Source organism: Sandarakinorhabdus sp. (assembly GCF_031422795.1).
GTDB lineage: Bacteria > Pseudomonadota > Alphaproteobacteria > Sphingomonadales > Sphingomonadaceae > Sandarakinorhabdus.
Genome location: NZ_JANPML010000331.1, coordinates 1 through 7,081 on the forward strand (window position 1 = coordinate 1; position 7,081 = coordinate 7,081).

The window sequence follows — 7,081 nt, forward strand, 5'->3', positions numbered from 1 at the left end:
CCGCGCACGCGCCGCCGCCGCGCCCACAACCGGCGACCCCGCGCAATATCGACCCAGGCGAACCCGCCGTCACCGGCTTTGTCTTCAAGGTCCAGGCCAATATGGACCCGCAGCACCGCGACCGCGTCGCCTTCCTGCGGCTGGTGTCGGGCCGGTTCAAGCGCGGTATGAAGCTGAAGCAGGTGCACACGGGGAAGGTCATCGCGGTGCACAGTCCGATCTTTTTCTTCGCGCAAAGCCGCGAACTGGCCGACGAGGCGTTTCCGGGCGATATCATCGGTATCCCCAACCACGGGTCGTTGCGGGTTGGCGACTCGCTGACCGAAGGGGAAGCAATCACCTTCACCGGCATCCCCAATTTCGCGCCGGAAATCCTGCGCCGCGTGCGGCTGGACGATCCGACCAAGTCCAAGCAGCTGAAAACCGCGCTCACCGACATGGCCGAAGAAGGCGTGACGCAGTTGTTCAAGCCGGCGATCGGCAGCCAGTGGATCGTTGGCGTCGTTGGCCAGTTGCAGCTGGAGGTGCTGATCAGCCGGCTCGACGCCGAATATCGCGTTGCTGCCAGTTTCGAACCCAGCCCTTACGAAACCGCCCGCTGGATTTCCGGCACGCCAGCGGCCATGAAGGCATTTGTGGATGAACATCGCAGCGCCCTGGCCGAAGATCGTGACGGCGCCCCGGTGTTCCTGGCGCGGGACAATTGGGAATTGAATTTCGTGACGGGCCGTTTCCCCGACATCAAATTTTCCGCCACGCGGGAACGTGCCTGATGGCCGGAGTGGCCGTCCGCCTTGGTTCGTTGTGGGAGCAAGTTCGCCCCTGGCGCTGGTGGATTGCCGGCGGCACCGTTGGGCTCTTTGCGCTGCTGTTCACCTGGCTGGTCGTTACCGCGCCACTGGGCCGCGCGCTGGAACCGGCCAAGCAGCCCAGCCTGATCATCACCGATATGAACGGCAAGGCGATCGCCCGGCGCGGCGATTACAAGGAAGAGCCGGTGAAGATCGGCCAATTGCCCGCCCATGTGCCGGCCGCCTTCATCGCCATCGAAGATCGCCGTTTCAACGATCATTTCGGCGTTGATCCCATCGGCATTTTCCGGGCGCTGGTGACCAATGCCCAGGCCGGCGGTGTGCGCCAGGGTGGATCGACGCTGACCCAGCAATTGGCGAAAACCAGCTTCCTGTCGTCGGAACGCTCGATCAAGCGCAAGCTGCAGGAAATTATCATCGCGCTTTATCTGGAGGCGCGGCTGAGCAAGGACGAGATCCTGCAGAATTACCTGTCGTCGGTGTATTTCGGCGATGGTGCCTATGGCATCCGGGCGGCGGCGCGCACCTATTTCGACAAGGCGCCCGAACAATTGTCGCTGGGCGAAGCCGCCTTGCTGGCGGGCCTTGTGCAGGCGCCGTCGCGGCTGGCACCATCGCGCCACCTCAAACAGGCCAATGAACGTGCTGCGCAGGTGCTCAGCGCAATGGTGGATACCGGCGTCATCACGGCGGCGCAGGCCAAGGCCGCCCGCCCGGCCGCTTATCACCCCGGCCGCAAGAGTTTGCCCACCGGCAGTTATTTTGCCGATTGGGTGCTGCCGCAGGCGCGCGAGGCGACCGAAGCCGATTATGGCGAGATTGTCGTCAAGACGACGCTGGATCCCAGATTGCAGAAGATCGCCGAAGACATCGTCACCGATGGCATTGCCCGGGCCGGCGGCCTGAACGTGAACCAGGCGGCGCTGGTGGCGATGCGGCTGGATGGCCGCGTGGTCGCCATGGTGGGCGGCACCGATTACAAGGCGAGCAGCTTCAACCGCGCCACCCAGGCCCAGCGTCAACCGGGTTCCTCGTTCAAGCTGTTCGTTTATCTGGCGGCGCTGGAAGCCGGCAAGAAGCCGGGCGACACCATCGTCGATGAACCCATCGAGCTGTGTGAACCGGGCCAGCAGCCGGGTGAATGCTATGCGCCCAAGAACGACGATCTGCGTTTTCGTGGCACCATCAGCCTGGCCACCGCCTTTGCCGCCAGCTCGAATGTCGCAGCGGTCAAGCTGGCGCAGGAGGTGGGGATTTCCGCCGTGGCCGCCCAGGTGAAGAAACTCGGCATCGAAGGCGGGGTGAGCATCTATCCGGCGATGGCGCTGGGCACCACGCCGATCCCGCTGATCGACATGACGCGGGCCTTTGCCGCCGTGGCCAGCGGCCGATATCCCGTGAAGGCCACTGGCCTGTGGCGCAATGAGCCGTGGCCGGAGAAAGTGACTCCGCCGGAAGACACCAAAGCCACCTGGCCAGTGCGGGCCGATATCATGCAGCTGCTGGAATCGGCCGTGCGCAACGGCACCGGCAGCAAGGCGCGGCTGCCGATGAAGACCTGGGGCAAGACCGGCACCACGCAAAACCACCGCGACGCGCTGTTCATCGGCTTTGCCGGCGATCTGGTGGTTGGCGTGTGGGCGGGCAACGACGATAATTCGCCGATGGCCGCCAGTATCGTGGGCGGCAGCCTGCCCGCGCGGCTGTGGAACGGCTTTATGCGCCGCGCGCTGCAGGCCGAAGGCCGGTTGGAGGTGGAAGCCGAAGCAGCGCCTGTCGAGGTCGACATGGACGCGCTGGCGGCCGACATGGAAGGCATGACCATCGATCTGAATGGCGAGCCCAACAGCCCGCCGGCGATCATCGACATTCCCGACGAATCGGTGACCGAACCGCCACCGCCACCCGAACCGCCGCAGGGCGCAGCTCAATCCTTGTAGAGCTTGTCCAGCCGCTCGCCATAGACCTGCTTCAGCACATGGCGGCGGATCTTCAGTGACGGGGTCAGCTGCTGATTGTCGGTGCTGAAGGCTTCATCGGCGATGATCACCCGGCGCACCTTTTCAACCACGCTCAGTTTCTGGTTCACCCGGTCAACCGCAGCCTGCAGCGTGCGGACATATTCCGGTTCATCCTTCAGCTTGGCCAGATCGGCCGGCAGCCCCTTGTCGCGGGCGAAGCTCAGGGCCCATTCGGCTTCGGGCACGACCACGCCAACCAGATAGGGCCGGCGATCGCCGTAAACCATGGCCTGGGCAATTTCGTCCTGCAGGGTCAGCATGCCTTCGACGCGCTGCGGGGCGACATTGTCCCCCTTGTCGTTGACGAGGATATCCTTCTTGCGATCGGTGATGACGAGGTGGCCATCCTTGTCGAGATGGCCGATGTCGCCGGTGTAAAGCCAGCCGTCCTTCAGGGCCTTGTGGCTCTCGGCGTCGTTCATCCAGTAACCGTCCATCACCAGCTCGCCGCGCACGAGGATTTCGCCGTCGCTGGCGATCTTCACTTCGACCTGGCCCAGCGGCGGACCGACCGTGTGCATCTTCAGCTTGGCGCGCGGGCGGTTGCAGCTGATCACCGGGCCGGATTCGGTCTGGCCATAGCCCTGCAGGATCGGGATGCCGATGGCGGTGAAGAAAATGCCGACTTCCGGATTCAGCGGGGCGCCGCCCGCCACCATGGCGCACAGGCGGCCACCGAACTTGGCGCGGATGGATTTGCGGATGGTGCGTTCCAGCGCCTGATCGATCAGCCGTTCAGCCAGATTCAGGCGCTCGCCGCGGGCTTCCTTGCGGGCGATGGCCAGCGCCTGATTGAGCAGGGTGATGGCCAGGCCGCCCTGCTTTTCGATCTGCTTGGCGATGCGCATGCGCAGCACTTCGAACAGGCGCGGCACCACCACCATGAAGGTGGGGCGCACTTCCTCGATGTTGCTGGCCAGTTTTTCGAGGCCCTCGGCATAGGCGATCTGGCCGCCCATGCCGATCGGCATATATTGCCCGGCCGTGTGTTCATAACTGTGTGACAGCGGCAGGAACGACAGGAACAATTCGCCGGGTACATCGCCGGGGAAGAAATCCTGTTCGATGACTTCGATGGCGCCGGCGATGTTGCGCAGAATCGCGCCATGATGCTGGCGCACGCCGCGCGGCAGGCCGCCGGTGCCGCTGGTATAGATGATGCAGGCCAGATCCTCGCGCTTCATGGTGGCGCGGGCGCGCAGGGCGGCCCGATCGTCGTCCAGTACGGCTGCGCGGCTGGCGATCAGCTTGCCCCAATCGTGGATGGCCAGGCCCTGCACTTCGCCCACGGGTTCCAGCGCGATGATGGTGCGGCAATTATCGGTGGCCATTGCTGCGGGCAGCAGCGCCTTGGCCAGTTTCGGCCCCGAAACCAGCGCCGCGCGTGCGCCGCTGTTGGTCAGGATATGGGTGTGATCCGCTTCGGTGTTGGTGATGTAGGCCGGCACGGTAATGGCCCCGGCGGCCATGACCGCCAGATCGGCGAGGCACCATTCCGGGCGGTTTTCCGATACGATCACCACGCGGTCACCGCGATTGATGCCGGCGGCGGTCAGCGCGGCCGATAGGCTGGCGACGATATCGCGCGCCTCACCCCATGTGATCGTGCGCCAGTCACCGCCATGTTTGGCAACCAGCATCGGCGCGGCCGGCTGTTCGTCGGCGCGGTCCAGGAACATGGTCACCAGGTTCGGCGCCGCATCGATGCGCGCAGCAATCGTGGCAGGCCGCAGTGGCGGCAGTTTCGGTTGCATCATCCTCTCCCACAGGAACGTTTGTCGTTCCCTTTTCTTGTCTTCAATAGCCGGCCGGCCGGCCTTCGCCTCGGGCATCGGCACCGCCGCGCCAGCCGCCTGCGTCGCGCTGGACGCCGTTCAGCTTCAGCGGCAGCGCGGTCGCCACCGGCTTGTGACCCATGGCGGTGAAGGCGGGAATCATCGCCTCCAGCATCGTGCCCTTTTCAACGGCGAAACGGTCACCAATGGCAATCAGCTGGGGCAGCGCAATGGCTTCGTCCACCTTCAACCCCCAATCGAGGACGCCAATGATGGCCTTGGTCACCTGCGCGATGATGGTCACGCCGCCGGCCGCGCCAATGGCCAATATGGCCTTGCCCGACGCATCATAGACGATGGTGGGTGACATGGCCGAACGTGGCCGCTTGCCCGGCTGCACATGATTGGCAGTCAGCTTGCCCTGATCTTCGGGGGCGAAATTGAAATCGGTCAGCTCGTTGTTGAGCACAAAACCTTCGGCGACCAAGCCGGAACCAAAGGTTTTTTCCACCGTGCTGGTCCAGGTGGTGATGTTGCCCATGCTGTCGGCCACGGCGAAATTGGTGGTGCCGGCCACTTCATTGTCTGCCGCGTTCACCCGCGCCGCCGGTGCCCCGGCCGGCATGCCGGCTTCGGCCTTGGCAATACGCCCGCCGGCATCGATCAGACCCGATCGCGCCGTCAGATAGGCCGGATCAGCCAGACCCTTGGTCGGCACATCCACGAACGCCGGATCGGCGATCCACTTCTCGCGGTCGGCGATGGCGAGGCGCTGGCTTTCGGCAAACAAATGCCAGGAAACCGGGTTGTCCTGGCCCAGCCCCTTCATGTCGAAACGTTCCAACTGCTTCAGCATGGCAAGCACGCCCACCCCGCCCGACGATGGCGGGCCCATGCCGCACACCTTGAACTGGCGATAGCTGCCGCACACGGGCGTGCGCACTTCGGCCTTGTAGGCGGCCACATCGGCCAGCGTCATCGCGGTGGGATTGGCGTCGGCGCTGTTCACCGTCTTCACGATGGCAGCGGCAATCGGCCCCTTGTAAAAGGCGTCGGGGCCTTGCCTGGCGATCAGCCGCAGCGTGGCGGCGAGCTTTTCGTTGCGGAAGGTCGTGCCCGCGGTGAGTGGCGCGCCATTGGCATCGAAATACAGCGCACGGCCTTCGGAGCCGGCCTGTTTCAGACTGTCCTGCCCAAAGGCGATGAAACGCGCAAACGTCGGCGAAATCGGGAAGCCTTCTGCCAGCTTGATCGCCGGTTCAAACAGCTTTGCCCACGGCAGCTTGCCCCATTTCCGGTGCGCCTTGGCGGCGAGCGCGACGTTGCCCGGCACGCCCACGCTGCGCCCGCCGGTGGCAGCCTTCATGAACGGCAACGGCTTGCCGTTTTCGTCGAGGAATTGTTTGGAGCTGGCCACACCGGGCGCCTTTTCGCGGCCATCGATGCTGCCCACCGGGCCATTCGCCGGCTGATAGACCATGAAACCGCCGCCGCCGATGCCGGAGCTTTGCGGTTCCACCACAGTCAGCGCCAGCATGGTGGCGATGGCCGCATCAGCCGCGCTGCCACCCTGTTGCAGGATAGACAGCCCGGCTTCGCTGGCCAGCGGGTGTGCGGCAGACACCACAGCCTTGAACGGGCCGGCGCCGGCACTGCTTGCGGCCTGCACAGGACCGGAGTCCGCATCCTTGGGAATGGGCTGGGCCGCAGCGGCGGTGGCAAACAGGGAGACGGCAAGGAAAAGCATGGTCTTCATAAGACAGGCACCTTAAGCCGATTTGCGCGCCTGAAAAGTGGCTAAACTTGCGGGGCAGCCATGGCTTCAGCCACGCTGGCAAAGCCGTCGCGGCGCAGCAGTGCGGCCAGATCGGCCTTGATGCGCGTCACCAACCCCGGCCCCTGATAGACCAGCGCCGAATACAGCTGCACCGCGCTGGCGCCGGCGCGGATGCGATCATAGGCGTCCTGCCCCGAAGCGACGCCGCCCACGGCAATCAGCGGCAGTGCCCCGCCGGTTTGGCTGCGAAAGCGCTTGAGGGCCGCCAGCGCCAGCGGCTTTAGCGGTTTGCCCGACAGGCCGCCGGTTTCGCCGGCATGGCGGCTGGCCAGCGCCGGGCGGGTGATGGTGGTGTTGGAAACGATCAGGCCGTCCACCCCGCCATCGATGCAGGCGCGCACGATGGTGGCCCAATCATCCTCGCCCTGATCGGGAGCGACCTTGACGAATACGGGCACATCAAGCGCGCCGCGTGCTGCCATCACCCGCGCAATCAGATCGGCCAACGCAGCGCCGTCCTGCAGGCTGCGCAGGCCGGGCGTGTTCGGCGAGGAGATATTGACCGTGACGTACGACGCCAGCGACGCCAGCGCGCGCAGACCGGACACATAATCATCGGTGCGGTCTTCACTGTCCTTGTTGGCCCCCAGGTTGATGCCAACGATGCCCGGCCTGCCTTGGCGGGCCGACAGCCGG

General features: G+C 65.0%; 5 protein-coding genes. 2 read left to right on the forward strand and 3 right to left on the reverse strand.

The window, feature by feature from the left end; genetic code table 11:
- Positions 1-773 (forward strand): EF-Tu/IF-2/RF-3 family GTPase (locus RMO81_RS11930; RefSeq protein ID WP_310476108.1); only part of this gene is annotated, 773 nt, incomplete at its 5' end.
- On the forward strand, positions 773-2,752 hold the full coding sequence (locus RMO81_RS11935; RefSeq protein ID WP_310476109.1) for a PBP1A family penicillin-binding protein: 1,980 nt from the start codon (positions 773-775) through the stop codon (positions 2,750-2,752). The genes RMO81_RS11930 and RMO81_RS11935, both read left to right, overlap by 1 nt.
- Here the strand turns inward: RMO81_RS11935 and RMO81_RS11940 are convergent.
- The 3 genes from RMO81_RS11940 to pyrD all read right to left on the reverse strand — a co-directional run.
- On the reverse strand, positions 2,740-4,587 hold the full coding sequence (locus tag RMO81_RS11940) for a long-chain fatty acid--CoA ligase (RefSeq protein ID WP_310476112.1): 1,848 nt from the start codon (positions 4,585-4,587) through the stop codon (positions 2,740-2,742). The genes RMO81_RS11935 and RMO81_RS11940 overlap by 13 nt on opposite strands.
- Before the next feature lie 43 nt (positions 4,588-4,630).
- Positions 4,631-6,364, reverse strand: coding sequence for a gamma-glutamyltransferase (gene ggt, locus RMO81_RS11945; protein WP_310476110.1), 1,734 nt, complete (start codon positions 6,362-6,364; stop codon positions 4,631-4,633).
- Between the two features lie 41 nt (positions 6,365-6,405).
- Positions 6,406-7,081 (reverse strand): dihydroorotate dehydrogenase (quinone) (pyrD, locus tag RMO81_RS11950; RefSeq protein ID WP_310476111.1); only part of this gene is annotated, 676 nt, incomplete at its 5' end.